21 protein-coding genes and 1 pseudogene are annotated in these 25,678 nt (G+C 70.2%); 12 read left to right on the top strand and 10 right to left on the bottom strand.

Annotated elements, in window-relative coordinates; translation table 11 throughout:
- Window positions 1–7 precede the first annotated feature (7 nt).
- The 5 genes from RNB18_RS21150 to RNB18_RS21130 form a co-directional block, all read right to left on the bottom strand.
- Window positions 8–2,971 carry a glycoside hydrolase family 2 TIM barrel-domain containing protein gene (locus tag RNB18_RS21150; RefSeq protein ID WP_311715656.1) on the bottom strand — a complete coding sequence of 988 codons (2,964 nt, stop codon included), beginning with the start codon at window positions 2,969–2,971 and terminating at the stop codon, window positions 8–10.
- Window positions 2,968–3,807 (bottom strand): carbohydrate ABC transporter permease, encoded by an 840-nt coding sequence (locus tag RNB18_RS21145; protein ID WP_311715655.1) that lies wholly within the window; start codon window positions 3,805–3,807, stop codon window positions 2,968–2,970. Before RNB18_RS21145 ends, RNB18_RS21150 begins: the two co-directional genes overlap by 4 nt.
- Before the next feature lie 14 nt (window positions 3,808–3,821).
- Entirely contained in the window at window positions 3,822–4,772 is a 951-nt protein-coding gene (locus RNB18_RS21140; RefSeq protein ID WP_311715654.1) for a carbohydrate ABC transporter permease, read from the bottom strand.
- The gene (locus RNB18_RS21135; RefSeq protein ID WP_311715653.1) at window positions 4,772–6,058 is read right to left on the bottom strand and encodes an ABC transporter substrate-binding protein; all 1,287 of its coding nucleotides are present in this window, start codon (window positions 6,056–6,058) and stop codon (window positions 4,772–4,774) included. Before RNB18_RS21135 ends, RNB18_RS21140 begins: the two co-directional genes overlap by 1 nt.
- 64 nt (window positions 6,059–6,122) lie before the next feature.
- A complete protein-coding gene (locus tag RNB18_RS21130) occupies window positions 6,123–7,283 on the bottom strand; it encodes a carbohydrate kinase family protein (RefSeq protein WP_311715652.1) in 1,161 nt (386 codons plus the stop codon).
- A 127-nt stretch (window positions 7,284–7,410) separates the two neighbouring features.
- Here RNB18_RS21130 and RNB18_RS21125 point away from each other — a divergent pair, with 127 nt between their 5' ends.
- The 4 genes from RNB18_RS21125 to RNB18_RS21110 all read left to right on the top strand — a co-directional run bounded on the left by RNB18_RS21125 (window position 7,411) and on the right by RNB18_RS21110 (window position 14,105).
- The gene (locus RNB18_RS21125) at window positions 7,411–8,175 is read left to right on the top strand and encodes a DeoR/GlpR family DNA-binding transcription regulator (protein ID WP_311715651.1); all 765 of its coding nucleotides are present in this window, start codon (window positions 7,411–7,413) and stop codon (window positions 8,173–8,175) included.
- Window positions 8,176–8,389: 214 nt separating this feature from the next.
- Window positions 8,390–9,727, top strand: a complete 1,338-nt coding sequence (locus tag RNB18_RS21120; protein ID WP_311715650.1) for a 6-phospho-beta-glucosidase — start codon at window positions 8,390–8,392, stop codon at window positions 9,725–9,727.
- Window positions 9,728–9,803: 76 nt separating this feature from the next.
- Complete coding sequence (locus RNB18_RS21115) at window positions 9,804–12,851, top strand: alpha-mannosidase (RefSeq protein WP_311715649.1); 3,048 nt, start codon at window positions 9,804–9,806, stop codon at window positions 12,849–12,851.
- A 3-nt stretch (window positions 12,852–12,854) separates the two neighbouring features.
- Window positions 12,855–14,105: an alpha-L-fucosidase gene (locus RNB18_RS21110; RefSeq protein ID WP_311715648.1), complete on the top strand. Its 1,251-nt coding sequence runs from the start codon at window positions 12,855–12,857 to the stop codon at window positions 14,103–14,105.
- A 98-nt stretch (window positions 14,106–14,203) separates the two neighbouring features.
- Here RNB18_RS21110 and RNB18_RS21105 read toward each other — a convergent pair whose 3' ends face one another.
- Both RNB18_RS21105 and RNB18_RS21100 read right to left on the bottom strand, forming a co-directional pair.
- Complete coding sequence (locus tag RNB18_RS21105) at window positions 14,204–15,883, bottom strand: carbohydrate binding domain-containing protein (protein WP_311715647.1); 1,680 nt, start codon at window positions 15,881–15,883, stop codon at window positions 14,204–14,206.
- Between the two features lie 152 nt (window positions 15,884–16,035).
- Entirely contained in the window at window positions 16,036–17,157 is a 1,122-nt protein-coding gene (locus RNB18_RS21100; protein ID WP_311715646.1) for an ATP-grasp domain-containing protein, read from the bottom strand.
- Window positions 17,158–17,422: 265 nt separating this feature from the next.
- Here RNB18_RS21100 and RNB18_RS21095 point away from each other — a divergent pair, with 265 nt between their 5' ends.
- Together RNB18_RS21095 and RNB18_RS21090 are read left to right on the top strand one after the other, a co-directional pair.
- The gene (locus RNB18_RS21095; protein WP_311715645.1) at window positions 17,423–18,283 is read left to right on the top strand and encodes a metallophosphoesterase family protein; all 861 of its coding nucleotides are present in this window, start codon (window positions 17,423–17,425) and stop codon (window positions 18,281–18,283) included.
- A complete protein-coding gene (locus RNB18_RS21090; RefSeq protein ID WP_311715644.1) occupies window positions 18,280–18,960 on the top strand; it encodes a 4'-phosphopantetheinyl transferase family protein in 681 nt (226 codons plus the stop codon). The genes RNB18_RS21095 and RNB18_RS21090 overlap by 4 nt, the downstream gene beginning before the upstream one ends.
- 29 nt (window positions 18,961–18,989) lie before the next feature.
- Here RNB18_RS21090 and RNB18_RS21085 read toward each other — a convergent pair whose 3' ends face one another.
- Entirely contained in the window at window positions 18,990–19,229 is a 240-nt protein-coding gene (locus tag RNB18_RS21085) for a hypothetical protein (protein ID WP_280861405.1), read from the bottom strand.
- A gap of 243 nt (window positions 19,230–19,472) precedes the next feature.
- Here RNB18_RS21085 and RNB18_RS21080 point away from each other — a divergent pair, with 243 nt between their 5' ends.
- The gene (locus RNB18_RS21080; RefSeq protein ID WP_311715643.1) at window positions 19,473–20,495 is read left to right on the top strand and encodes an alpha/beta fold hydrolase; all 1,023 of its coding nucleotides are present in this window, start codon (window positions 19,473–19,475) and stop codon (window positions 20,493–20,495) included.
- Window positions 20,496–20,508: 13 nt separating this feature from the next.
- On the opposite strand, the gene RNB18_RS21075 is transcribed toward RNB18_RS21080, so the two are convergent.
- Window positions 20,509–21,039 (bottom strand): toxin-antitoxin system, toxin component, encoded by a 531-nt coding sequence (locus RNB18_RS21075; RefSeq protein ID WP_311716018.1) that lies wholly within the window; start codon window positions 21,037–21,039, stop codon window positions 20,509–20,511.
- Window positions 21,040–21,071: 32 nt separating this feature from the next.
- Window positions 21,072–21,728: a helix-turn-helix domain-containing protein gene (locus RNB18_RS21070; RefSeq protein ID WP_311715642.1), complete on the bottom strand. Its 657-nt coding sequence runs from the start codon at window positions 21,726–21,728 to the stop codon at window positions 21,072–21,074.
- A 224-nt stretch (window positions 21,729–21,952) separates the two neighbouring features.
- On the opposite strand from RNB18_RS21070, the gene RNB18_RS21065 reads away from it, so the two are divergent.
- The 5 genes and pseudogenes from RNB18_RS21065 (at window position 21,953) to RNB18_RS21045 (ending at window position 25,394) form a co-directional block, all read left to right on the top strand.
- Complete coding sequence (locus tag RNB18_RS21065; protein ID WP_311715641.1) at window positions 21,953–22,603, top strand: MmyB family transcriptional regulator; 651 nt, start codon at window positions 21,953–21,955, stop codon at window positions 22,601–22,603.
- A 45-nt stretch (window positions 22,604–22,648) separates the two neighbouring features.
- Window positions 22,649–22,843 (top strand): hypothetical protein, encoded by a 195-nt coding sequence (locus RNB18_RS21060; protein WP_311715640.1) that lies wholly within the window; start codon window positions 22,649–22,651, stop codon window positions 22,841–22,843.
- A gap of 3 nt (window positions 22,844–22,846) precedes the next feature.
- Window positions 22,847–23,533, top strand: a pseudogene (locus RNB18_RS21055) (ABC transporter permease); the annotation flags it as partial.
- Entirely contained in the window at window positions 23,517–24,332 is an 816-nt protein-coding gene (locus tag RNB18_RS21050; protein WP_311715639.1) for an ABC transporter permease, read from the top strand. The pseudogene RNB18_RS21055 and the gene RNB18_RS21050, both read left to right, overlap by 17 nt.
- A 66-nt stretch (window positions 24,333–24,398) precedes the next feature.
- Window positions 24,399–25,394 (top strand): LacI family DNA-binding transcriptional regulator, encoded by a 996-nt coding sequence (locus RNB18_RS21045; RefSeq protein ID WP_311715638.1) that lies wholly within the window; start codon window positions 24,399–24,401, stop codon window positions 25,392–25,394.
- Window positions 25,395–25,678: the final 284 nt, after the last annotated feature.

Raw genomic sequence — 25,678 nt, 5'->3', positions numbered from 1 at the left:
GGGGGAGTCAGAGGGCGCGCAGAGTCCAGCTCCAGCGATGGACGCCCGGCGCGACGAGGTAGGAGGCGGTGGTGTCCGGTCCGCAGGAGGCGGTGCCGAGGCCGCGGTGGGCCGCGTCGATGTGCACGACGCAGCCCGCCCGCGGGACGAGTTCGTCGTGGTGCGTCACGCCGGTGAGGTCCGCGGCGCGGTACCGGCTCACGCCGACCTGGCGAGGTTCGTCCAGGACGACCGCGAGGCCGGTGGCGTCCGGAGCGGAGAGCGTGAAATGGCGTACGCCGTGACGGCCGCCGCTCTCCTGCGGGCGCAGATAGGGGGTGAACAGTTCGTCCACGGGCACGGAGTGATGGCCGACGGGCGCCCCGAACGCGCGGTCCGGATACGACTCCCAGGGGCCCTGTCCGTACCACTCCATCAGGTCGAGCCCGGCGACCGTCTCGAAGACCGAGCCGACCCGCGCCACGTCGTCGAGCTCGTCCGGCAGCTCGGCCGACTCCTCGACATGGATTGCGCCCTCGACCGCGGTCAAGACCTGCAGATGGCGGACGACACCGGCCGCGGAGGCGTACTCGGCGTGAACGGTGACCCGTCCGGGGCTCCGCCGGACGTCCGCGACCTTGCGCACCAGGGCGTCCAGTCCCCAGTCACGCCAGCGCGGTGCCATGCCGCCGAGTTCGTCGTTGTCGGTGGGCGCCCGCCACAGGGAGAGCGTGGGTGCGGAGGTGAGCAGGGGGTGGACCAGGAGACCGTCGTCGTCGACCTCGACGGAACGGTTCTTCACCCTCACCGGAGCCTGCGGAACCGCCTCCCGCAGCCGCACCTGCGGCAGGCACACCACCGTCCCGCGCGGCGCCCAGGGCTCGTCCCCGGCGGTCGTCACCCTGAGCGTCAGCCACGCCTCACCGCCCTCCTCGGGCAGCTCGAACGGCAGCGGTACCGCCGCCGTCTCACCGGGCCGCAGATCGGGCAGCTCGGCGGGCGCGGTGAGCGTAGCGAGATGGGGGTCCCCCCGGCCGGAGGCTGGGGGAGTGCGTCCGTCGGCGAGCGAGAGCTCCCACTCGCCGGTCAGCCAGGCCAGGCCCCGGAAGTGCTGGTGGTTGCCGAGCACGATGCCCTCGTGCCTGAAGCACTCGATGCGCACCGGCGCCGCGATCTCCCGGTGCTCGTACATCACCGGCTTGGGCGTGCGGTCGGGGAAGACCACGCCGTCCGCGATGAAGGCGCCGTCATGGAGGAGTTCGCCGAAGTCGCCGCCGTACGCCCAGCGGTGGCCGGGTGCGGCGACACCGTTGTCATAGAGCCCGACGCCCCCACGTCCGACCGGTCTGCCGTCGTTCACACGCTGCAGAATGCCGTGGTCCCAGAACTCCCAGATGAACCCGCCCTGAAGACCTGGCGTTGACTCGATGGCCGCCCAATGGTCCGCGAGTGTGCCGTTGCTGTTGCCCATGGCGTGGGAGTACTCGCACCAGATCAGGGGCTTGGTCTGCCGCCCGGAGAGCGCGTGCTCCACGCACTCCTCCAGCGAGGCGTACATGGGGCACGCGATGTCGGAGGCCAGGGAAGGGTCCGCCCAGTCGAGCTTGGCCGCCCCCTCGTACTGGATCGGCCGCGTCGGATCGTGCCGGCGCACCCACCCGGCGGCCGCGTCGTGGTTCGCGCCGTAGTCCGACTCGTTGCCCAGCGACCAGATGACGACCGACGGATGGTTCTTGTCCCGCAGCACCATCCGCGAGACCCGGTCCACGAAGGCGTTCAGATGGCGCGGGTCGTCGGCGATCTCGTGGGCGTGGTCGTGGGACTCGATGTCCGCCTCGTCGACGACGTAGAGACCGAGTTCGTCGGCGAGGTCGTAGAGGGCGGGATCGCTCGGGTAGTGGGAGGTGCGGATCGCGTTGAACCCGAAGCGCTTCAGCGTGATCAGGTCCGCGCGCATGTCGTCGTACGACACCGTCCGCCCGGTCAGGGGGTGGAAGTCGTGCCGGTTCACGCCCCGGACGAAGATCCGCTCGCCGTTGACCAGCAGGTCGCGGCCGGTGATCTCGACGTCCCGGAAGCCGGTCCGGTGCCGTGAGGTGTCGGCGACCGTGCCGTCGGCGCGGTGCAGTCGGACGGTGAGCGAGTACAGCTCGGGTGTCTCGGCGTTCCAGGTGCGGACGTCGTCCACGACGGTCCGCAGCCGTGCCTCGCCGAGGAAGTCGGAGACCCGCTCGTCCTCGGCGTTGAACCGGTCGAACTCCGCGTCCTGGGTGAGCGGTTGCCCCTCCAGCTCGCCGCTGACGTACCACCCCTCGGGCAGTGCGCCGGCCGCGTCCCGCACCCGGCAGTCCACCCGCAGCTCGCCGCTGCGGGACGCCCGCACGGTCACGTCCGCCAGATGCAGCGGATCCGTCGCGTACAGCAGCACGGACCGGGTGATCCCGCCGTGCCACCACTGGTCCTGGTCCTCGATGTGCGAGGCGTCCGACCACTTGATCACCGTCAGTCGTACGACGCTCCGCGCGCCGGCGCGCACCCGTCCCGTGAGATCGAACTCGGCGGCCAGATGGGAGTCCTTGGAGACGCCGACGGGCCGCCCGTCCACATGCACGAGGAGCACGCTCTCGGCGGCCCCGACCTGGAGCACGATCCGGCGTCCGGCCCACTCGGCGGGGACGTCCACCTCACGTTCGTAGACGCCCGTGGGGTTGGCCGCGGGGGAGTGGGGCGGGTACTCGGGGAACGGCATCCGCACGTTCGTGTACTGCGGCAGGTCGTCGGTGCCCTGCACGGTCCAGGCCCCCGGAACGTACGCCGAGGACCAGGAGCCGCCGACCGGAGCGTCCGGAGCGGGCAGCAACTGGAAGCGCCAGTCGCCGTCCAGGGGGAGTACTCCGGAGCGCCGGTCGACGGCGTTCATGGGAAGCCGTCCCCAGGAGGTCACCTCGGGTGCCTCCCAGGGGCGCAGGGTGATCAGGGGATCTTCCGTCATCCGCGTACGGCCCCCTTGGCGAGGTCGCCGATGATCTGCTTGGCGCCGATGGCGAACACGATCAGCAGCGGGACGAGGGCGAGCAGGGCACCGGTCATCACGATGCCGTAGTCGGTGGTGCCGTGGGTGCCGTTGAGCTGGGACAGCGCGACCTGGAGGGTCACGTTGTCGGGGTTGGTGAGGGAGATCAGGGGCCAGGCGAAGTCGTTCCACTGGCCCATGAAGGTGAAGATGCCGAGGAAGGCGAGACCGGGGCGGACCACCGGCAGCGCCACGTGCCAGTACTGGCGGAGGAAGTGCGCGCCGTCCAGCTTGGAGGCGTCGAGCAGCTCGTCGTGGATGGCGGACTTCATGTACTGGCGCATCCAGAAGATGCCGAAGGCGTTGGCCGCGGCCGGCACGATCAGCGCGGTCATCGAGCCGATCCAGCCGATCTTCGCCATGATCACGAACTGCGGGATGACCGACAGCTGCGCCGGCACCATGAAGATGACCATGAGCAGCCCGAACAGCACGTTCTTGCCCGGGAACTCGAACTTGGCGAAGACGAAGGCCGCGAGCGAGTCGAAGAGCAGGACGAGGAAGGTCACCGACACCGCGACCAGCAGCGAGTTCCACATCGACCCGAAGAAGTCGATGGCGTCGAAGAGGTTGCGGACGTTCTCCAGGAAGTGCGTTCCCGGCAGCAGTTTCGGCGGGTACGCGAAGATCTCCGACGAGCTGTGCGTCGACATGATCACGGCCCAGTAGAACGGGAAGGCCGAGAGCACGGTGCCGATGATCAGCGGGAGGTGCAGCGCGATCCCTCTGCGGCGGGATCCCTTGATGGCAGCCATGATGCGCGCCCTTCCTAGTCGCCGCGGCGCTGCACGAGGCGCCAGTTGATGATCGAGAAGAGGACGACGACGAGGAAGATGCCCCACGCCACCGCGGCGCCGTACCCGAAGTCGTTGTTGTCGAAGGTCTGCTGGAAGAAGTAGAGGACCATCGTCTGGCCCGAGTGACCGGGCCCGCCCGCGAACGTCGAGTCGTTGGACGAGGTCTGGAGCAGGACCTGTGGTTCGGAGAAGCTCTGCAGGCCCGTGACCGTCGAGACGACGAGCACGAACAGCAGCGTGGGCCGCAGCAGCGGGAGCGTGATCCGGAAGAAGGTCTGGATCGGACCGGCGCCGTCCATGCGCGCCGCCTCGTACAGCTCGCCCGGGACGGTCTGCAGGCCGGCGAGGAAGATGATGGCGTTGTAGCCGGTCCACTGCCAGGTCATCAGGGCGGCGATGGTGACCTTGATGCCCCATGGCGTGTTCAGCCAGGCCACCTGGTCGATGCCCACCGAGTGCAGGACGGCGTTCACCACACCGCTGTTGGTGGAGAAGATCGAGCCGAAGACGATCGCGATGGCGACGACCGAGGTGACGTTCGGCAGGAAGTACGCGACGCGGTACAGCCCCTTGAACCGGACCGCGGAGTTGAGCATCACGGCCGTGACCATCGCCAGGAAGATCATGGGGAAGGTGGCCAGCGCCCAGATGATGAGCGTGTTCCCGATCGAGTTCCAGAAGTCGCTGTCGCTGAGCAGGTACTGGTACTGCGAGAGCCCCGCCCACTCCATCGAGCCGAGACCGTCCCAGCGGTGGAAGGACAGATACAGCGAGAAGCCGACCGGGAACAGGCCGAAGCCGAGGAAGATCAGATAGAAGGGCGAGATCGCGGCGTAGAGGTGCCAGTACTTGCGCAGGCCCTTCTTGGGCCGCGTGGGCGAGGGCTGTACCACCGCGGGCGGAGTCTGCTCGAGGACGGCCATCAGTAGCTCACCCCCAGGTGCTTCGCGATGCGACGGCACTTGCTCATGGCGTCACTCCAGGCCTTCTTGGGGTCCTTGCCGAGGACGCCGACGTTCTTGATCTCGTCCTTGATGGGCTGCCCGAGCGCGACGTCGAACGGACTGTTGTAGGCGACCACGATCTTCTGCGCGGCCGGCCCGAAGATGTCGGTCGTGACCTGGCCGCCGAAGTACGGGTCGGGCTCCCGCATCTGCTTCAGGCCGTACGAGGCGGGCGTGGAGGGGAAGAGGCCCGCGTCGACGTAACCCTGCGCCTGGTTGGACGCGTTGAGGATCCAGGTGATGATCTCGAAGGCCTGCTCGGGCTCCCGGCACGCCTTGGTGATCGCCAGGAACGATCCGCCGTTGTTGGCGGGCCGCACCGGCATCTGGGCGACCCGGTACCTGCCCTTGGCCTTCGGCACACCGTTCTTGATGTCGAAGGCCGCCCAGGAGGCGCCCAGTTCACTGGGCAGCTTGCCGTCCTGCTTGGCCGACAGCTGGTCCGGGGTGCCGCTCACGAGGTCGGAGACGATCCCGCGGCGCTTGGCCTCCACGGCGAGCGCCCAGGCGTCGCGTACGTGCTCCTGGTCGCCGATGAAGTGGCGGTCCTTGTCGACGTACCGCTTGGAGCCCTGCTGTACGACGTTCTCGAACACGGAGTTGACGTCGGTGAGGAGCATGGTCCCCGGGATCCGCTTCTTGAGCTGCTCACCCGCGGCGAAGTAGTTCTCCCAGGTGTTCAGCTCCCGGGACACGTCGTCCGGTTCGTACGGCAGCCCCGCCTTGCGGAAGATCTCGTACTGGTAGAAGTGCCCGACCGGTCCGCAGTCGATGGGGAAGCCGACCATCGTGCCGTCGTCGGCGATGCCCTGGTCCCACTTCCAGGACAGGTACTGGCTCTTGTACTTCTCCGCGCCCAGCGTCCGCAGGTCGATGAACTGGTCCGCGTTCGGCAGGTAGGCGGCCATGTCCTCGCCCTTGAGCCCCGCGATGTCGGGGATGTGGGCCCGGCCGGTGATGGTGGTGATGAGCTTGGAGCGGTACTGACCGCCGATCTGGATGGCGTCCAGGCTCACGGAACTGCCGTAGCGGGCCCTGGCGTTCTTCACGACGGTGTCGCTCAGACCGCCGCTCCAGTACCACAGGACCATGTTCCGGCCGGTCGAGCCGGTCGGAACGGCGCAGCCGGTGGCCAGGCCGCCGAGTGCCGTGGCGGCTGTACCGCCCAGGCCCGCGCGCAGCAGGCCTCTTCGTGAGAGCCGCACAGCTCCCACCGCCTTTCGGATCTTTTCGGGACGTGCATGGGGGGCTTGCGTGGAAGTTGCGGGGTCAGTGCTGCCGTGCGCTGTCGGGTGGGGGCACGGGGGAGTGCGCGGACTGCGGGGTGCCCGGGGAGAGCGGGGCGTGCTCGGCCGACGAGGTCTTCGGGGCGGCCGGAGCGTGCTCGGCCCCCGGAGCCACCGGCGCGAACGCTGCCGGCCGGGCCGGTGGTGTGACCGGCGCGTAGTGGACCGGTGGGCCCACGTCCGCCGGGATCCGGTCGGCCAGGAATCCGTACGCCCGCTTCAGGTCGGGATCCGTCAGCGAGCGCCACCAGCGGTCGACGCCGTACCAGCCGGGGGCCGCCAGGGCGCCGCCGTGGTGCCCCACCGAGAGCCCGGCCGACAGGACGGCGAACCTCAGTCGCTCCTCCAGCGGCCAGCCGCCGAGAGAGGCCGCGACGAAGCTCGCGCCGAAGACGTCTCCCGCGCCCGTGGCGTCGACGACGTCGACGGCCAGGGCCGGCACGTCCGCGTACTCGCCGGTGGTCTGGTCGACGGCGACCGCGCCGTCCCCGCCCCGCGTGACCACGGCCACTGGTACCAGCTCGGAGAGCGTGCCGAGGGCCGCGACCGCGCTGTCGGTGCGGGTGTAGGCCATCGCCTCGGTCTCGTTGGGGAGGAAGGCGTGGCACAGGGCCAGCTGGTCGAGGAGGTCGGTGGACCACACCTGGGTGGGGTCCCAGCCGACGTCCGCGTAGATCTGCGTGCCGTTCGCGGCGGCCTTGGAGAGCCAGGCGCGCGGCTCGGACTCGAGGTGCACCAGGGCCGTGCGCGCCTCGGGCGGGTCGCCCATCAGCGCGTCCTGGGAGTACGGCGGTTCCTGGCCGTGGGTGACCAGCGCCCGGTCGTCACCGTGGGCGAGCGCGACGGTGACGGGGGTGTGCCAGCCGTCCGCGACCCGGGAGAGCGAGAGGTCGACACCTTCCTGACCCGCGAGGATCTCCTGGCAGTAGGCGCCGTAGAAGTCGTCGCCGAAGACCGTGGCCAGGGAGGTGCGCAGGCCGAAGCGGGACGCGGCGACCGCCAGGTTGGCGATGCCGCCGGGGCCGCAGCCCATGCCGGCCGTCCAGATCTCCTCGCCCGGTGTCGGCGGCTTTCCCAGACCCGTCAGGACGAGGTCGTAGAAGAGCAGCCCGGTCAGCAGCACCTCGGGCCGGTCGTCGTCCACGTGAGCGCCTCTCGTCAAAACACGTCAATTTCGATGACGGGAATCGTGCGCCGCTCCGCGAGATTGGTCAATACCCAAGCAGAACTGAGCATGGAAATGATTGAAGATGACGAGTAGTGTTCACGGCGTGCTGGCTGAACGACGACACCAACTCATCCTGCGGGCCCTGCGCTCAGGTGGCCCCGCGGCCGTGACGGATCTCTCCGAGCAACTCGGTGTGAGCCCCGCCACCATCCGGCGTGACCTCGTCAAGCTGGAGGAGGACGGGCTGCTCACCCGGGTCCATGGCGGAGCGCGCGCCGAGGAGGGCGACCAGCCCTTCGCCGAGGTCGCCGAGGTCCGGGTGACGGAGAAGGACGCCATAGCCGCCCGGGCGGCCGCGCTGATCGCCGACGGCCAGTCCGTGCTGCTCGACATCGGCACCACCGCCTACCGCCTGGCCCGGCAGCTGCACGGCCGCCGGCTCACCGTGATCACCAGCAACCTGGTGGTCTACGAGGAGCTCGCCGACGACGAGGGCATCGAGCTGGTGCTGCTCGGCGGCATGGTCCGCCGCGAGTACCGCTCCCTGGTCGGTTTCCTCACCGAGGACAACCTCCGCCAGCTGCACGCCGACTGGCTCTTCCTCGGCACCAGTGGAGTGCGCCCCGGTGGGCAGGTGATGGACACGACGGTCGTCGAGGTGCCGGTCAAACGGGCCATGATCAAGGCGAGCGACAAGACCGTCCTGCTCGCCGACACGGCCAAGTTCCCGGGCACGGGCATGGCGAAGGTCTGCGGCCCGGAGGAACTGGACGTGGTGGTGACGAACGCGCCGGTCGACGCGGCGACCCGCTCCTCCCTGGAGGAGGCGGGCGTCGAGGTGGTCCTGGCAGGAAAGGTACAAGCTTGAATCCCCTCCCCCGGAAGCGAAGGAGATCCCTGGCTCACGCCGCTCGACCGCTCGGTGAGCGGCCAGGTCCCACGCGATCGACGCCGGCCGGGTCGATGCCGGCCCGGGGTCTTGGAGCAAGTGCAAGGAGGCAGCGCGTGCTCGGTTCGCGCAACGCGCTGTCTGGAGATGACTCGTCCCAGCCTGAACGCCGGGGCATTTTTGGAGGCACCCGGTGAAACTGACGATTCTTGGCGGCGGCGGCTTCCGGGTCCCGCTCGTGTACGGCGCGCTGCTCACGGACCGCGCCGAGGGCCGGGTGACCGAGGTCGTCCTGCACGACCTGGACGCCGGCCGGCTCTCCGCGGTCGGCCTGGTCCTCGCCGAACAGGCGGCCGCCGTACCCGACGCCCCCACGGTGACCACCACGACCGACCTCGACGAGGCTCTGCGCGGCGCCGACTTCATCTTCTCGGCGATCCGCGTCGGCGGCCTGGAAGGTCGTGCCGACGACGAGCGGGTGGCTCTCGCGGAGGGCGTCCTCGGCCAGGAGACGGTCGGCGCGGGCGGCATCGCCTACGGCCTGCGCACGGTCCCGGTGGCCGTGGACATCGCCCGGCGCGTGGCCCGCCTCGCCCCCGACGCCTGGGTCATCAACTTCACCAACCCGGCCGGACTGGTCACCGAGGCCATGTCCCGTCACCTCGGCGACCGTGTCATCGGCATCTGCGACTCGCCGGTCGGCCTCGGCCGCCGTATCGCGCGTGTGCTCGGCGCCAACCCCAACGAGGCCTGGATCGACTACGTCGGCCTCAACCACCTCGGCTGGGTCCGCGGTCTGACGATCGCCGGCCGGGACGAACTGCCGCGCCTGCTCGCCGACCCCGACCTGCTCGGCTCCTTCGAGGAGGGCAAGCTCTTCGGCGTCGACTGGCTCCAGTCCCTCGGCGCGATCCCCAACGAGTATCTGCACTACTACTACTTCAACCGCGAGGCCGTCCGCGCCTACCAGCACGCCGAGAAGACCCGCGGCGCCTTCCTCGCCGACCAGCAGGCGCGGTTCTACGACGAGGTCGGCGCCCCCGGTGCCAAGGCGCTGGACGTGTGGGACCGCACGCGCGCCGAGCGCGAGGCCACCTACATGTCCGAGAACCGGGAGACGGCCGGCGCCGGAGAACGCGACGCCGACGATCTCTCCGGCGGCTACGAGAAGGTCGCCCTCGCCCTGATGCGGGCCATCGCCCGCGACGAGCGCACCACCCTGATCCTCAATGTCCGCAACCAGGGCACGCTCTCCGTGCTCGACCACGATGCCGTCATCGAAGTGCCCTGCCTCGTCGACGCCAACGGCGCCCACCCGGTCTCCGTCGCACCCCTGCCCGACCACGCCACCGGACTGGTCTGCTCGGTCAAGGCGGTCGAGCGGGAAGTGCTGGCCGCCGCCGGGTCCGCCTCGCGCGCGACGGCGGTGAAGGCCTTCGCGCTGCACCCGCTGGTCGACTCCGTCAATGTCGCCCGCAAGCTGGTCGAGGGCTACACCTCGGTCCATCCCGGGCTCGCGTACCTTAAGTAGCGTCTGTTTTTAGAAAGCGCTTTCCCCTCGCCTGTCGGCCCCACCAGCTCGCTCTCTCCCTCCCTGGAGACCCTTCATGCACGACGAACGCCGCCGCATCGAGGAGCGCGTCCAGCGCGCCCACGACCAGCGCATCAAGCCCGCGGTCTACGCGGCCACCGTCCCCTTCGAGGTCGAGGCCTGGCAGGCGCCGGGCGAGCCCGTCTCCTTCGAGGAGGCCGCGGCCGCCCGCTACACGCCCTTCGCGATGGACACCCCGTGGGGCCCGCCCTGGGGCACCACCTGGTTCCGGATGCGCGGCCGGGTGCCCGCCGAGTGGGCCGGACGGCGCGTCGAGGCGGTCATCGACCTCGGCTTCGTCGGCGACTGGCCCGGCAACCAGGCCGAGGCCCTGGTCCACCTCGCCGACGGCCGCCCCCTGAAGGCCGTCAACCCGCTCAACCAGTACGTCCCCATCGCCAACCCGGCGAACGGCGGCGAGGAGATCGACTACCTGGTCGAGGCCGCCTCCAACCCGGACATCCTCAAGGACAACTTCTCGAAGATCACGCCGATGGGCGACAAGCTCACGGCCGGCTCCGCGCCCCTCTACACCTTCCAGCGCGCCGACCTCGCCGTCCTCGACGAGGAGGTCTTCCACCTCGACCTGGACCTCCAGGTGCTGCGCGAGCTCATGGTCCACCTCGCCGAGCACGAGCCCCGCCGCCACGAGATCCTGCACGCCCTGGACCGGGCCATGGACGCCCTGGACCTGGACGACGTCTCCGGCAGCGCGGCGGCGGTCCGCGAGGTCCTCGCGCCCGTGCTGGCCAAGCCGGCCCACGCCAGCGCCCACACGGTCTCCGGTGTCGGCCACGCCCACATCGACTCCGCCTGGCTCTGGCCGATCCGCGAGACCAAGCGCAAGACGTCCCGCACCTTCTCCAACGTCACCGCGCTCGCCGACGAGTACGACGACTTCATCTTCGCCTGCTCCCAGGCCCAGCAGTACGAATGGGTCCGCGACAACTACCCGCACGTCTGGGCCCGCATCCAGGAGTCCGTGAAGAAGGGCCAGTGGGCGCCGGTCGGCGGCATGTGGGTCGAGGCCGACGGCAACCTGCCCGGCGGCGAGGCCATCGCCCGCCAGCTCGTCCACGGCAAGCGGTTCTTCATCGAGCACTTCGGCGTCGAGACCAAGGGCGTCTGGTTGCCGGACTCCTTCGGCTACACCGCCGCCTACCCGCAGCTCGCCAAGCTGGCCGGCAACGACTGGTTCCTCACCCAGAAGATCTCCTGGAACCAGACCAACAAGTTCCCCCACCACACCTTCTGGTGGGAGGGCATCGACGGCACCCGGATCTTCACCCACTTCCCGCCGGTCGACACCTACAACGCCCGCTTCAGCGGCGAGGAGATGGACCGCGCGGTCCGCAACTACAACGAGAAGGGCGGCGGAACGCGCTCGCTGGCCCCCTTCGGCTGGGGCGACGGCGGCGGCGGCCCCACCCGCGAGATCATGGAGCGGGCGCGTCGCCTCGCCGACCTGGAGGGCTCGCCCAAGGTCGTCGTCGAGCACCCCGACGAGTTCTTCGCCAAGGCCCGCGAGGAGTACCCCGACGCCCCGGTCTGGGTCGGCGAGCTCTACCTCGAGCTGCACCGCGCCACCTACACCTCGCAGGCCCGCACCAAGCAGGGCAACCGGCGCTCCGAGCACCGGCTGCGCGAGGCCGAGCTGTGGGCGACGACGGCCGCGCTGCACGCGCCGGGCTACTCGTACCCGTACGAGAAGCTCGACCGCCTGTGGAAGACGGTCCTGCTCCACCAGTTCCACGACATCCTGCCGGGCTCCTCGATCGCCTGGGTGCACCGCGAGGCGGAGGCCGAATACGCCCGCGTGGCCGTGGAGCTGGAGGCGCTGACCGCCGAGGCGGTGGCCGCGCTGGGCGCCGGTGGCACCAGGGTCTTCAACACCAGCCCGTTCGACCGTTCCGAGGTGGTGCGTACGGGGGATCAGGCTCTGGCGTACGTCGAGGTGCCCGCGAACGGCAGCGCGCCGCTGGCCGACGCCGAGCCCGCGCAGCCGGTCCGGGTCTCCGGGCGGGTCCTCGACAACGGTCTGGTGCGGGTGGAGGTGGCGGAGGACGGCACGCTGTCGTCCGTCCTCGATCTGCGGGCCGGCCGGGAGGTGCTGGGCGACAAGGGCAACCTGCTCCGCCTGCACACCGACCTCCCGAACTACTGGGACGCCTGGGACATCGACAAGCACTACAACAACCGGTACACCGATCTCCTGGAGCCCACGTCGGTCGAGGTCGTCTCCAAGGACCCGCTGCTGGGCGCGATCCGCGTGACGCGGTCCTTCGGCAAGGGCTCGACGATCACCCAGACCATCACCCTGCGCGCCGGCAGCCCCCGGATCGACTTCGAGACCGAGATCGACTGGCACGAGGCCGAGAAGATCCTCAAGGCCGCCTTCCCGGTGGACGTCCGGGCCGCGCACTCCTCCGCGGAGATCCAGTTCGGCCACATCCAGCGGCCCACGCACACCAACACCAGCTGGGAGGCGGCCCGCTTCGAGGTCTCCGGCCACCGCTGGGTGCACGTCGGCGAACCGGGCTACGGCGTCGCGGTGCTGAACGACTCCACCTACGGCCACGACGTCTCCCGTACGGTCCGCGAGGACGGCGGTACGACGACCACGGTCCGGCTCAGCCTGGTCCGCGCCCCGCGCATCCCGGATCCGGAGGCCGACCAGGGCACGCACCGCTTCACCTACTCGCTGCTGCCCGGCGCGAGCATCGAGGACACCGTCGCCGAGGGCTACTCCCTCAACCTCCCGCTCCGGGTGGCGGACGCGGCCGGTGCCCCCGAGCCGGTCGTCTCGGTCGACGGCGAGGGCGTGACAGTCGAGGCGGTCAAGCTCGCCGACGACGGGTCCGGTGACGTCGTGGTCCGGCTGTACGAGTCCGGCGGCGGTCGCGCCCGGGGCGTGCTGCGTACCGGCTTCCCGCTCGCCGGTGCCCAGGTCACCGACCTGCTGGAGCGCCCGCTGGAGGACGAGACGGCCGAGGTCACCGACGGCGGCGTGCCGGTCTCGCTGCGGCCGTTCCAGGTGCTGACGCTCCGCCTGCGGAGGGGGTGACCCGTGCCGATGCAACCCTGGTTCACCGATGCCAAGTTGGGGATCTTCATCCACTGGGGCATCTACGCCGTGGACGGCGTCCAGGAGTCCTGGTCGTTCTACGACGACATCGTCCCGCACGACCAGTACATGTCCCAGCTGGAGCGTTTCACGGGGGCGGAGTACGACGCCCGTGAGTGGGCCGACCTGTTCGCCCGTGCCGGCGCCAGGTACGCCGTGCTGACGACCCGTCACCATGACGGCGTGGCCCTGTGGGACACGGAGTACGGCGATCTGAACCTCGGCAAGGACTACGTCGGCCCCTACGCCGAGGCCCTGCGCGAGAAGGACCTCAAGGTCGGCTTCTACTACTCCCACTCCGACTGGAACCATCCCGACTACGCCTCCACGCGCAAGCCGGGCCGCCCGCCGGAGCAGGAGGACAACCGCTACTCCGAGGTCGCCGCCGAGGACGAGGACCTGGCGGCCTGGGAGCGGTTCATCGCCTACCGCGACGGCCAGATCCGGGAGCTCGCCTCCCGCTACCGGCCCGACCTGATGTGGTTCGACGGCGAGTGGGACCGCAGCGAGGAGCAGTGGCGCATCCCCGAACTCGCCGCGCTCATACGGTCGTACGTGCCGGACGTCGTCTTCAACGCGCGCATGCTCAGCGAGGGCGACTACGCCACCCCCGAACAGGGCGCTCCCATCGAACCGCCCGACGGTCCCTGGGAGTTGTGCCTGACGATCAACGACTCGTGGGGGTACCAGCACCACGACCACCACCACAAGTCGCTCGCCCAGCTGATCCGCTACTTCACCGAGACCATCGGCGGGGGCGGCAATCTGCTCCTCGACGTCGGCCCGATGGAGGACGGCACCATCCCCGAGCCTCAGGTGGAGCGGCTGGAGGGTCTGGGGGAGTGGATCCGCAAGCACTCCGAGGCCGTGTACGGGACGGTGCGCGGGCTGCCCGCCGGGCACCACTACGGGCCCAGCACGCTCTCCGCGGACGGCCGGACGCTCTATCTGGTGCTCTTCGACGCGCCGCGCGCCGAGGTCGGGCTGCGAGGGCTGGTCACCCCGGTCCGCAAGGTCACCGTCCTGGGTACCGGGGCCGAGCTCGGGCACCAGGTGGTCGGCGGACTCCACGAGGCCGTGGGCATCGTGTGGATCGACCCGCCCGCCGAGGCCGATCTCGATCCGTACGCCACGGTGCTCAAGGTCGAACTGGACGGGGAAGCGGAGCTGTACCGAGGGGCCGGCCGGTTCTGAGGGCCACCTCAGGTCCGTGCTCCGTTGCCGAACTGCCCCCACGCCTGCCCGAGTCGGCACAGGCGTGGGGGCGTCCGGCTGCTTGACGGCCGTTCGGCTCAGCCGGTGAAGCCGGCCGTGATCGAGGTGAACTGCCAGTTGTTCTGGCTGATGCCGGAGCAGTTGCTCGTCACTCCGCCGCCCGGGCACGGCCGGTCCCGGTTGACCGACCAGAACGCGAGCCGGGCGATGTGACGGGAGTTCGCCCAGTCACGGATCTGGGTCCAGATCGCCGTGCTCGTCAACTCCTGCTGATCACTGAGCCCGTTCATACCGGAGATCCCGAGGTGGGCGTAGGCCGTCGCGTCGTCCCACCCGAAGGTCGACTTCAGCTTGGTCTTCAGCCCCTCCGACGCGTTCACGGTGTTGCCGTACATGTCGCTGCCGCCACCGAAGTCGAACGGCATGATCGTGAAGACGTCGATGTTCGCGTTCAGCGCCTTGGCCTGCTCGATCAGCCGGTTGCCCCAGTACGTCGGCCCGGTCGTCGAGGTGCCGAAGGTGAGGATGGTCCTGAGGCCCGGGTTGTTGGCCTTGACGATCTTCAGGGCGTTCAGGATCCGGTCCTGCACGGTCGCGTTCTCGAACTCGTCCGTGTTCTCGATGTCGACGTCGATGGCCTTGAGGCCGTACGCGTCGATCACCTTCTGGTAGGCACCCGCCAGCGCCTCGGGCGTCGAGCAGTTCGGACCGAGCTTGTTGCCGCTCCAGCCGCCGATCGACGGGACGATGTCACCGCCCGCGGACCGGATGGAGTTGATGACGGACTGATCGTTTCCGCCGGTCAGCGGCCTGCTGCCGTCCCAGGCGGGGGTGCAGCCACCGGAGGAGAGGATGAAGGCCATCGTGTACCACTTGATGCCGGTCGCGCTCATCACCGAGGTCGCGCTCGGCGGATCACCCCAGCCGAGGTAGAGATAGGGGGCGGCCTGCTTGAACCCGGTCCCGCCACCGCCGCCCGCGTCGGTCGTCACGGACACGGCGTTGGAGGCCGCCGAGACGTTGCCGGCCGCGTCCCGGGCCTTCACGGTGAAGGTGTAGGAGGTACTGGCGGCGAGGCCGCTCACGGTCGCGCTGGTGCCGGACACGCTCAGCACCTGGTTCGACCCGCTGTAGACGTCGTACGCGGTCACCCCGACGTTGTCGGAGGAGGCGTTCCACGCGAGGGACACGCTGGAGGAGGTCTTCCCGGTGGACCGCAGACTCCCGGGCGCGCTCGGCGCCTGCGTGTCCGAACCACCGCCCCCGCCGGGCCCGTCGAGGCTGATGTCGTCGGCGTAGTAGGTGCCCTGGGCGTACCAGCCGTGGACGTAGACGGTGGCACTGGTCTGCGAGGCGCCGGTGGTGAAGCTCGTGGTGAGCTGGCTGTACGCCGAAGGGGACGAGGTCCAGGTGGAGGAACCGCCGTTCACGCCGAGGTAGACGTAGGAGCCGCGGACCCAGCCGCTGAGGTTGTAGGTGGTGTTCGGCTGGACGGCGACGGTCTGGCTGCACTGCGCGTTGTCGCTCGAACTCACCGCGCCCTGAAGGGACTTGGCGCCCCCGTGCACGGGCGAGGAGACGACCGAGCCGAGGTTGCCGGTGCACGTCCAGGGGGAGAGGTTCCCGGATTCGAAGCCGGGGTTGGTCAGGACGTTGGCTGCCTGAGCCGTGCCGGGCAGAGCGACGGCACCGACGAAAGCCAGTGCGGCGGAGCCGAGGAGAGCGAGAAGTCTGGAACGTCTGAGTGGGTTGCGCACGCGATCTCCCTGAAGATATGGGGGCGTTCGGGAGTGCAGAGAGGTGCAAGGGGTGCGCAACCAAGTTGGTATGGACCAATCCGCCTGTCAAGATGAGTGGCGAGATTGGTCCATACCGGTCGAGGGGAGCTGCCCAAGGGGCGCGGAACTACCTAGAGCGGCAGGGCCTGAGCCGCTTCCACCACAGGTGCAGGTGCGGGAACGGAAGGCAACAACGGCTCGACCTCCTCGACCCGCTGATGAGGCACCGACACCGGCCGCAACTGCCTGAGCCCCGACACCACCGTGTAGTCCTGCCCCAGGAACGGCGGCTCGATCACCCCGGTGTCCTCGCCGAGCGCCAACTGCACAGCGGCCCAAGGCACGTTGACCCCGCACAGGGAGAGCTGGTGCAGCCCACCCGCGGGCCGCGTATTGACGTCCATGAGCACGGGCCGGTCACCGAACATCCGGAACTGGATGTTGGACAGATAGTGCAGCCCGAACCCCTCGGCGATCAGCCGGGCCGGTTCCAGCCACTGCTCGTGCTGGGTGAACCCGCGCCGCCGCCCGTTCTTCGTGCGGCCGATCGCCAGCCGTACCCGGTTGTCGGTCCCGGTGAGCGTGTCCACCGACACCTCCGGCTGCTCGAGACGCGGCATGACCAGCCAGTCCACCTGCTCGTCGGCCTGGGCGAGCGCCTCGACGACCGTGTCGAGTGACACGTACGGGCTGGGGAACCCGTTGAGCTGCGCGAGCGAGAAGGGCGCGCGCGTGATGACCCGGAAGCCCACGCCGCCCGCGCCGGACGCGGGCTTGAAGCAGGCCTTGTGACCGCCGGCCTCCAGTTCCTCCACGGCCGCGACCAGCTCGTCCGCCGTCCGCACCCGCCACCACGGCGGCACCGGAACGCCGACCGCCTGGACCGCCTCGTAGGCGACGACCTTGTCGTGGAAGACGGCTACGGCCTCCGGCGGCGGTGCGAGCAGCGCCGTACCGATCGCGGCGAAGTCGGCGCGGTGGGCCACGATCGCCGCCTGGTGCAGCCGGGGCACGAACACGTCGATGCCGCGCCGCTGGCACTGGTCGAGGGCGAACTCGACATAGGCGGCCGGGGACAGCCCCTCCGGCTCCAGCTCGGCGGTGTCGGCGGCGGCCAGCACGGGGGAGTCGGCGTCTCCGTGCGTCGCATGGATCTCGACGGCTCTGGCGCTGGGATTTCGCCGCAACTGATCCATGAAGAACACGTTCTCCGCGTACGTGCGGTTGAGCCAGACGCGTACGCGAGAGAGCATGCAGGCCGCCTTTCGGGGTTTGCGGGCAGGGCGAAGCAGGCCCGTGCCCGGGCAGGGTGGTTGGAGGGTCACCAAACCGCCCCTTGCGAAGGGAAGATTCAGAGCGGTGGTGGTGGGGCGATCATACGGCTTTCCAGGGGGCACGCGTGCAACACCCGTGTTACGGAATTCCCGATCATGAAGCTCCGCCGCCCCGGGCCACTCTTGTACCAGGAAAACAAATGTGTTCTCGTGGTCCCACCCGGGTGCTCGGAAGGGGCGAGAGGTGACGTCTACGGCCGGTGGTGCGGCCCAGCTGCTGGCCGTCAGTGACCTGCACGTCGGCTATCCCGAGAACCGCTCCCTCGTCGAGCGGATGCGCCCCGACACCGACGACGACTGGCTCCTGGTGGCCGGTGACGTCGCCGAGACCGTCGCCGACGTCCGCTGGGCCCTCGAGACTCTCGCCGGACGCTTCCGCCAGGTCGTCTGGGCCCCCGGCAACCACGAACTGTGGACCCATCCCAAGGACACCGTCACCCTGCGCGGGGTCGCCCGCTACGAGCACCTCGTCCAGATGTGCCGGGACCTCGGCGTCCTCACCCCCGAGGACCCCTATCCCGTCTGGGACGGCCCCGGCGGCCCCGTCGCCGTGGCCCCGCTGTTCCTGCTGTACGACTACTCCTTCCTGCCGGCCGGCTGCGCCACCAAGGAGCAGGGCCTGGAATACGCGCACGGCACCGGTGTCGTCTGCAACGACGAGTTCCTGCTGCATCCCGATCCCTACCCGTCCCGCGAGGCCTGGTGCCGGGCCCGGGTCGCCGAGACCGAGCGCAGACTCGCCGCGCTCCCCGACGACCTGCCCACGGTCCTGATCAATCACTACCCGCTGGACCGGCACCCCACGGACGTCCTGTGGTACCCCGAGTTCGCGATGTGGTGCGGCACCACGCTGACCGCCGACTGGCACCGCAGGTTCCGCGTCGAGACCATGGTCTACGGCCATCTGCACATCCCGCGGACCACCTGGCACGAGGGCGTCCGCTTCGAGGAGGTGTCGGTGGGCTACCCGCGGGAGTGGCGCAAGCGGCCGGAGCCGCCCGGACGGCTGCGCCGGATCGTGCCCAGGGAGGTGGGCGCACGGTGATCGAAGAACTCCTGCCGGACACGGTGGTCGCCGTCGAGGCCTACGGTCACGACGAGCCGGAGCACGCCACGCTGTACCCCGAGGAAGCCGCGCTCGTCGCCCCCGCGGTCCCCAAACGCCGCCGTGAGTTCACCGTCGTGCGGGCCTGCGCCCGCCGGGCCATGGAGAAACTCGGGGTGCCGCCGCAGCCGGTCCTGCCCGGGGAACGCGGCGCCCCGCGGTGGCCGGCCGGTCTCACCGGCAGCATGACCCACTGCGACGGCTACTGCGCCGCCGCCCTGGTCCGTGCCGCCGACCTGGCCTCCCTCGGCATCGACGCCGAACCCCACGGCCCGCTCCCGGAAGGCGTGCTGGAGAGTGTCTCCCTGCCGGGGGAACGGGTCAGGCTGCGGGAACTCGCCGGGACGTACCCCGCGGTCCACTGGGACCGGCTGCTGTTCAGCGCCAAGGAGTCCGTCTACAAGGCGTGGTTCCCGCTCACCGGCAAGTGGCTGGACTTCAGCGAGGCCGACATAGAGATCCTCGTCGACCCCGCACGGCCCTCCGGCGGCACTCTGCGCGCCGAACTCCTCGTCCCCGGCCCGCTGGTGGGCGGCGAGCGCCGCGGCGTCCTCGAGGGCCGCTGGACGGTCCAGGGCGGTCTGGTCGCGACGTCGATGACCGTGCCGCACGCCTGAGCACACGGCGCGGGTCGTACGTCTCGTCTCTACGGCTCCGGCGGACACCAGCTCTGGAGCAGCCGGAAGAACGCCTCCTCGTTGCCCGCGAGGCCCGCGTCCGCCAGCGCCTGTTCGGCCTCGGCGAGGACCGCCGGCGGGACGACCGGTGGTCGGGCGGTGTCGGGCGGGCCGGCCGCGGTGTCGAAGGCGGCTCGGACCGTGTGCAACAGCCGCAGATAGGCCTGGACGGCGGTGCGCTCACGGTCGGTCAGTACGGCGGTGGGCATCGGCGGCTCTCCCCAAGTCGGCGTCGGTCGCACCCCCGGACGGGGCGCGTCGGTCGCAGCCCGTACGGGCGTGCATCTCCAGCTTGCCGTCCACCACTGACAATCCGGCTTCCTCGCCCCTGCGTTCGCCCGCTTAGCGGAGGCGAAACCTCACCGAAATCACCGGGGGGAAAGCGGTCCTACGCTGGGAGGAAGGGCTTTCGGCCGTCTTGATCCGCGGCCAGGGGAACGGGAGGCGAGTACATGGTCGACGACCCGCGCCGGCGCCCGGTGCGCGCCGTCCGGCTGCGCTCGGTGGGCGACGCAGAACTGGAGTTGCAGTACCGCGTGGTGCACGGTTACCGCCGTGCCTTCCGCATGGCGGGCGAGGGACCGCCGCTCGTCCTCATCCACGGCATCGGCGACTCCTCGGCGACCTGGGCCGAGCTGATTCCCGACCTCGCCCGCACCCACACCGTGATCGCCCCCGACCTGCTCGGTCACGGCGACTCCGACAAGCCGCGGGCCGACTACTCGGTGGCCGCGTACGCCAACGGCGTCCGTGATCTGCTCACCACCCTCAACATCGAGTCGGCCACACTCGTCGGGCACTCCCTGGGCGGGGGAGTGGCCATGCAGTTCGCCTACCAGTTCCCCGAGCGCACCGAGCGGCTCATCCTGGTCAGCGCCGGCGGTGTGGGCCGCGAGGTCAACCCCGTGCTGCGGCTGGTCTCCCTGCCCGGCGCCCACCTCATGCTGTCCTCGCTGCGGCTGCCCGGCATGCGGCTCCAAGTGGGGCTCGCCGTCCGCCTGATGAAGCTGCTGGACACCGACCTCGGCCAGGACGCCCCGGATCTGCTCAACCTCGTCGACGCGCTCCCGGACGAGACCTCCCGCAACGCCTTCATCCGCACCCTGCGCGCGGTCGTCGACTGGCGTGGCCAGGTCGTCACCATGCTCGACCGCTGCTACCTCACCGAAGGCATGCCGACCATGCTCCTGTGGGGCGACCGGGACAGCGTGGTACCCGTCCGGCACGCCTTCGGGGCGCACGAGGCGATGCCGGGCAGCCGCCTGGAGATCTTCGAGGGCGCCGGTCACTTCCCGTTCCACAGCGATCCCACGCGGTTCGTCTCGCTGGTCGAGGAGTTCACGGCGACCACGGCCCCGGCGGACTGGAGCCGTGACCACTGGAGGCAACTGCTCCGGGACGGCGGCCCCGGCACCTCGCGGGCTCGTGGCGTGGACCGTGACTTGAGAGAGGCGAGCGAACGCAGCGCGACGTGACGTCGGGCCGGGCTCAGCCCTGTGGCCCCAGATACCCCAGCGACGCCTCGATCCGTCCCGCCAGACGGTCCCGCTGCACCGGCCCCCGCAGCGACGAACCGGCCAGCCACGTCCGGCACTTGCTGGCCAGCAGCAGGCCGAAGCTCTCCGCCTCCCGCTCGTCGTCGAGCTCGAAGCGGCTGCGGGCGGCCACCTTGCGGACCGTGTCCTGGAGATCGGCGTCGTCGCTGAGGAGGCGGGCGGCGACCGCGGCGCCCTCGACGTGGTGGGAGCAGTGGCCGGCGTTCATGTGCCACAGCTCGTGGCCGAGGATGACCAACTGGTGGTCGGGGGCGGTGCGTTCCTCGATCACCACGAGGTCCTGGTCGGCCATGTCGAGCCACAGCCCGCTGGCCGTGCCGGGCGGGAAGGGCGCCGTACGGAAGTGGACCGGGCGGCCCCGGCGTCTGCTCATCGCGTCGCACAGGGCGCCGTAGAGGTCCTCGGGCCGTGCCGGGGCGTCGAGTTCCAGCTCCGCCACCAACTCGCCGCTCAGGCGGCGCATGTGCTTACCGATGCCCACAGTTGTCTCCAGGATCAGGACTCGGGCCGCTTGACGCTCTCCAGAAGCATGTCCAGCCACTCGGCGACCTTGTCACGGTGCTGGTCGGTGGGCAGCTGCGCGGCCCGCCAGGCGATCCCGCGGACGCCGTGGTCCTGGAGCAGTCGCTCCAACGGGTCGTGGGCGGCCGCGGCGGCCGCCCGGTCCCGGTCGGCGAGCTTGTGCAGGAGCTCCTGCTCGGTGTGCTGGAGCGCACCCGCGAGCGCCTCGGGGTCCTCGGCCGTCAGGAACCCGGCGTGCACCCGGAAGAACCGCTGGATGGCGTCGCAGTGCTCCATGGTGGGGCGCCGGTCGCCGTTGATGAGGGCGCCCGCCTGCTGCCGGGACATGCCCGCGCCGTCGGCGATCTCCTGCTGGGTGTACTTGCGCCCGTTGGGCTTGAGCCGGGTGCGGCGCAACAGGTCGAGCCGCTGCAGGAACCGCGCCTGGACGTCCGGTTCACCCGCCGGGCGCCCGCTCAGCAGGGCCTTGACCACGGGCTCGGGGACACCCGAGGCGACGGACAGCCGACCGGTGTCGAAGACCTGCGCGTGCGGCACGCCGAGCCGGTCGGAGAGTGCGGTGACGCGGGCGACGACGGCCGTCAGCACGACCGTTGCCGCGTCGTCCGGGCTCTCGAAGCCATCCGACACCGACAGATCTCCTACGTCTCTCACCCGACTACTCACAGGCGGTCGCCGTGAACTTCCCGGAGAGTAGCCCGTTGTTCGAACTCACATCCAGGTGTCGCCACAACTGTGGCCAATTTCAGCCGTCAACCGCTACGGAATGCCACGATAGTTGACACCACTCGCTCCGGGGAAGCAGGATCAAGGCGCCGCGTGAAGGCCGCATAGGCAAGAGGGGTGACCTCCCGATGGCATATCAGGCAGGTGGGCAGCCGTCGGAACTGCGGCCCGTCCCCGAGGGGCTCGAAGCCCAGGCGTATCTTCAGGACTACGCCACGCTCCTGGAAGCCGTCCCCTTCCCGTCCGTCGTCCTCGACCACCGCTGGGACGTCGTCCTCGCCAACGCCGCTTTCGCGTCACTTTTCCGTGCCGTGGGTCCGCATCCGACGGCCATGCCGGGCGACAACTTCCTCCGGTTCGTCCTCTTCCACCCCGACGCGAGCAGTGTCCTCGGTGAGCACGAATCGCGCTGGTGTCTGCCGATGCTCGCGCACTTCGCGGCCGCGGTGGAGCGGCACGGCCACGACCACGGCATCCAGGCGATCCGCCGGGACATCGCCCAGGACCCGATCATGGACGCCGCCTACCGGCACGGCCTGCCGCACTGGATCCGCGCGGTCGGCGAGCGGGCCGTGGAGCACGACGGCTCCGTGCGCCCGCTGGTGCACCCCGACCCGCGCTGGGGCGCCACCGACTGCCGGGTCGTCGACGAGACCCCGCGCACCCTGCGCGACCTGGGCTACACCCGGCTGACCCTCGTGCTCCGCCCGGCTCCCACCCGGCGCCGCCCGCGTCGCGCGACGACTCATCTCTCGGTGGTCCCCACCCCCCAGGCCTGACGGGCACCGTCGGCGTTCAGGTCGTCGACGGCGCCTCGTCAGTAAATGTCGGGCCCCGTGGAGCAAGGGTGTTCCACGGGGCCACCCCATCCGGCTCACTCCGCCACCACGAGCACCAGCGGCACCCCCTCGCACGGCATCAGCCGCACCCCGCCGGCCCGCCCGGGCCTGCCCGTCGCCAACGTCAAGTGCGTGCCGTACGCCAAGTGGGTCCAGGCCTGGACCGAGATCAAGGGCTGAGGCATGGCCCTGCTGACGCGGACCGCGGGGGCGCTGCACCGCCGCCCCCGCCTCCGGCTCTCCCTGCTCCTAGTCGCTGGTCGAACGACAACGTCCGCGAGCTGTTCACCACGCCGGTGTTCCGGCAGGTGATCCTGCGGAGCGTGGGGGTGGCGCTGGCCGTCACCGTCCTGTGCGCGGTGATCGCCTTCCCGGTCGCCTTCTACACGGCACGGGTCGCACGGCCCAGGCGGCGCCCGCTGCTGGTCGTCGCCATCCTCACCCCGCTCTGGGCGAGTTACCTGGTCAAGGTGTACGCCTGGCGGCTGATCCTCTCCGAGGGCGGGCTCGCCGACTGGATGCTGAAGCGGTCGGGCCGAGCGGCCCGGGGTTCGGACTGACCGCGGCCGTGCTGACGCTGACGTACCTCTGGCTGCCTACATGATCCTGCCGATCCACACGGCGCTGGAGCAGCTGCCCGCCAGCCTGCTCGACGCCTCGGCCGACCTGGGGGCGCGGGCCGGCCGGACCTTCCGGTCGGTGGTGCTCCCGATGGTGCTGCCGTCGGTGGCGGCCGGGTCGATCTTCACGTTCTCACTGAGCCTGGGCGACTACATCACCGTGCAGATCGTCGGCGGCAAGACCCAGCTGATCGGCAACCTCGTCTACTCCAACATCCCTGTAGAGGAGCCTCGTGCAACTGTCCCGCTCCGCCCGTATCGCACTGCGCGTCGCCGCCGGGTTCGGCTTCGCGGTGATCTACGTCCCGCTCGTGCTCGTCCTCGTCAACTCCCTGAACCCGGACCGGAGCGCGAGCCGGCCCCCGCCGGGGCTGACCCTGCACTGGTGGTCGGTGGCCTGGGAGAACTCGGGCGCCCGTGCGGCGCTGTGGGTCTCGGTCAAGGCGGGCCTCGGCGCCACTGCAATAGCACTGGTCCTCGGAACGCTCATCGCCTTCGCCGTGGCCCGGTACCGCTTCTTCGGCCGGGACGCCCTCTCCTTCGTGGTCGTCCTGCCGATCGCGCTCCCGGGAATCGTCACGGGCATCGCCCTCAACTCGGCGTTCAGCACGGTGCTCGAGCCGCTGGGCGTCGGCCTCGGCCTGTTCACCGTGGTCGTCGGCCACGCCACCTTCTGCATCGTCGTGGTCTTCAACAACGTCGTCGCCCGGCTCCGCCGCACTCCCGGCTCCTACGAGGAGGCCGCGATGGACCTGGGTGCGAACACTTTCCGCGCCTTCATCGACGTCACCTTCCCCCTGGTCCGCTCGGCCCTCCTCGCGGGCGCCCTGCTCGCCTTCGCCCTCTCCTTCGACGAGATCGTCGTCACCACCTTCACCGCGGGACCGGGCGTCGAGACCCTCCCCATCTGGATCTTCAACAACATGACCCGCCCGCAACAGGCACCGGCGGTGAACGTGGTGGCGGCCGTGCCGGTGCTGCTGTCCGTGCTTCCGATCTACGCGGCTCAGCGGCTGTCGGCGGACACGGCGACGGGAAGCCGGGTCTGACGCCGTGGCGTGTCCACTGTCCCGTTTACGCAAACAGCTTGCATAACTTGCGCTATTCTTGCGTTCATGACGCGACGACTTGCCGAGGTGGCGAAGAAGGTCGGGGTCAGTGAGGCCACGGTCAGCCGGGTGCTCAACGGCAAGCCGGGAGTCTCCCAGGCCACCCGGCAGGCGGTGCTGTCGGCGCTGGACGTGCTCGGGTACGAGCGGCCCACACAGTTGCGCGGTGAGCGCGCGCGACTCGTGGGGCTGGTGCTGCCGGAGCTCCAGAACCCGATCTTCCCGGCGTTCGCCGAGGTCATCGGCGGGGCGCTGGCCCAGCTCGGGCTGACCCCGGTGCTGTGCACCCAGACCAAGGGCGGGGTGTCCGAGGCCGATTACGTGGATCTCCTACTGCAGCAGCAGGTCTCCGGCGTCGTCTTCGCCGGCGGGCTCTACGCCCAGGCGGACGCGCCGCACGACCACTACCGGCGGCTCGCCGACCGGAACATCCCGGTCGTGCTGGTCAACGCGTCCATCGACGACCTCGGCTTCCCGGGCGTGTCCTGCGACGACGCGGTGGCCGTCGAGCAGGCCTGGCGGCATCTCTCCTCCCTGGGGCACGAGCGGATCGGGCTGGTCCTGGGGCCCGCGGACCACATGCCGTCGGCCCGCAAGCTGGCCGCGGCGCGGGGGCTCGGCGAGCTGCCGGAGGAGCGGGTGGCACGGGCCATGTTCTCCATCGAGGGCGGGCACGCGGCGGCCGCCCGGCTCATCGACCGCGGGGTCACCGGCTTCATCTGCGCCAGCGACCCCCTCGCCCTCGGTGCCATCCGGGCTGCCCGCCGCAAGGGACTCGACGTGCCGGGCCAGGTCTCGGTGGTCGGCTACGACGACTCCGCCCTGATGAACTGCACCGAACCTCCGCTGACCACCGTCCGCCAGCCCATCGAGGCCATGGGCCGGGCCGCCGTGGAGCTGCTGAACGCGCAGGTCGGCGGCAGCGCCGTACCGCCCGAGGAACTGCTCTTCGAACCCGAGCTGGTGGTCCGGGGGTCCACCGCGCAAGCCCCGCGCGGCTGAGATCCACGACTCTCTCATCGCCCTGTCGAATAATTACAGATTCTGCGTGACATCTTGCGGGCTGATGTCGGCGGTGCTTGAGTGTGCGGCGCCCACCGCTCCTGCCACGAGGGGTCCACCGATGACAAGCACCGGGTACCGCCGTACCGTCGCCGCGCTCAGCTTGTTCTTTATCTACCGTCCGCGTGATAGAGCGGGGATGGACGGTCCCAGACGGCGTCTGACCGGCTGACAACCTTTCGCAGTTCGCGGGCACTTCGGGGTGATAGGGCCTGCATCACGGT

The sequence above is a fragment of the Streptomyces doebereineriae genome (genome assembly GCF_031845645.1).
In the GTDB taxonomy this organism is placed as follows: domain Bacteria; phylum Actinomycetota; class Actinomycetes; order Streptomycetales; family Streptomycetaceae; genus Streptomyces; species Streptomyces canus.
The sequence above is the reverse complement of the archived record's forward strand: the minus strand, read 5'-3'. Positions and strand labels throughout refer to the sequence as shown.